Below are 644 nucleotides of genomic sequence, written 5' to 3'. Positions count from 1 at the left end.
CATAGCGCTGCTCACGCTTGCACAGGATCTCCTTCAGCCGGTCCGACGCAAGATTCATCGGTCGATGCAGATTATCGGACCGGGTAGGGGCGAGCGCAAACCGCGCATTGTAATGCTCTATGAAGTCAGGCAGGAACGCATTGCCCGTCTCCATATCGCCGATATCCGCCAGCCGTAATTCCTTGACCAGCCGATCCTGCAGCGTCCGGTTCATCCGCTCGACGCGACCTTTGGCCTGACTGGAATTTGCACAAAGAATCTCGATGTTTAGCTCACAAAGCGCCCGCCCGAACTGGGTCATGCCCTGGCCACCCTTGGCGTCCTTCTTCGCCACCCGGAACACCGAATGCTTGTCGGAGTAGAAGGCCACAGGCGCGCCGTGACGCTTGAGGTAAAGCGCCAGCGCCTCGAAATAGCTGAAGGCGCTTTCCGAGCGCACGAACCGCAACTGCATCAGCTTGCCCGTCGCATCGTCGACGAACACCAGCAGCGAGCATGGATCACCGCGGTCCTCGAACCAGCGATGCTCGGACCCGTCGATCTGCACCAGCTCGCCATAGGCTTCACGCCGCAAGCGCGGCTGATGGAACGTCCGCCGCTGCTTGCGCGACAGCCAAAGTCCGGCCCCTGTCATCCAGCCGCGC

1 protein-coding gene is annotated in these 644 nt (G+C 61.2%); it reads right to left on the bottom strand.

The genetic code is table 11. The features are described from left to right. The coding region (locus tag C3Y91_RS38845) for an ISNCY family transposase (protein ID WP_168575075.1) at positions 1-644 on the bottom strand (644 nt) is incomplete at both ends.

The sequence above is a fragment of the Rhizobium ruizarguesonis genome, from assembly GCF_012349115.1.
GTDB classification, from domain to species: domain Bacteria; phylum Pseudomonadota; class Alphaproteobacteria; order Rhizobiales; family Rhizobiaceae; genus Rhizobium; species Rhizobium ruizarguesonis.
The sequence above is the reverse complement of the archived record's forward strand: the minus strand, read 5'-3'. Positions and strand labels throughout refer to the sequence as shown.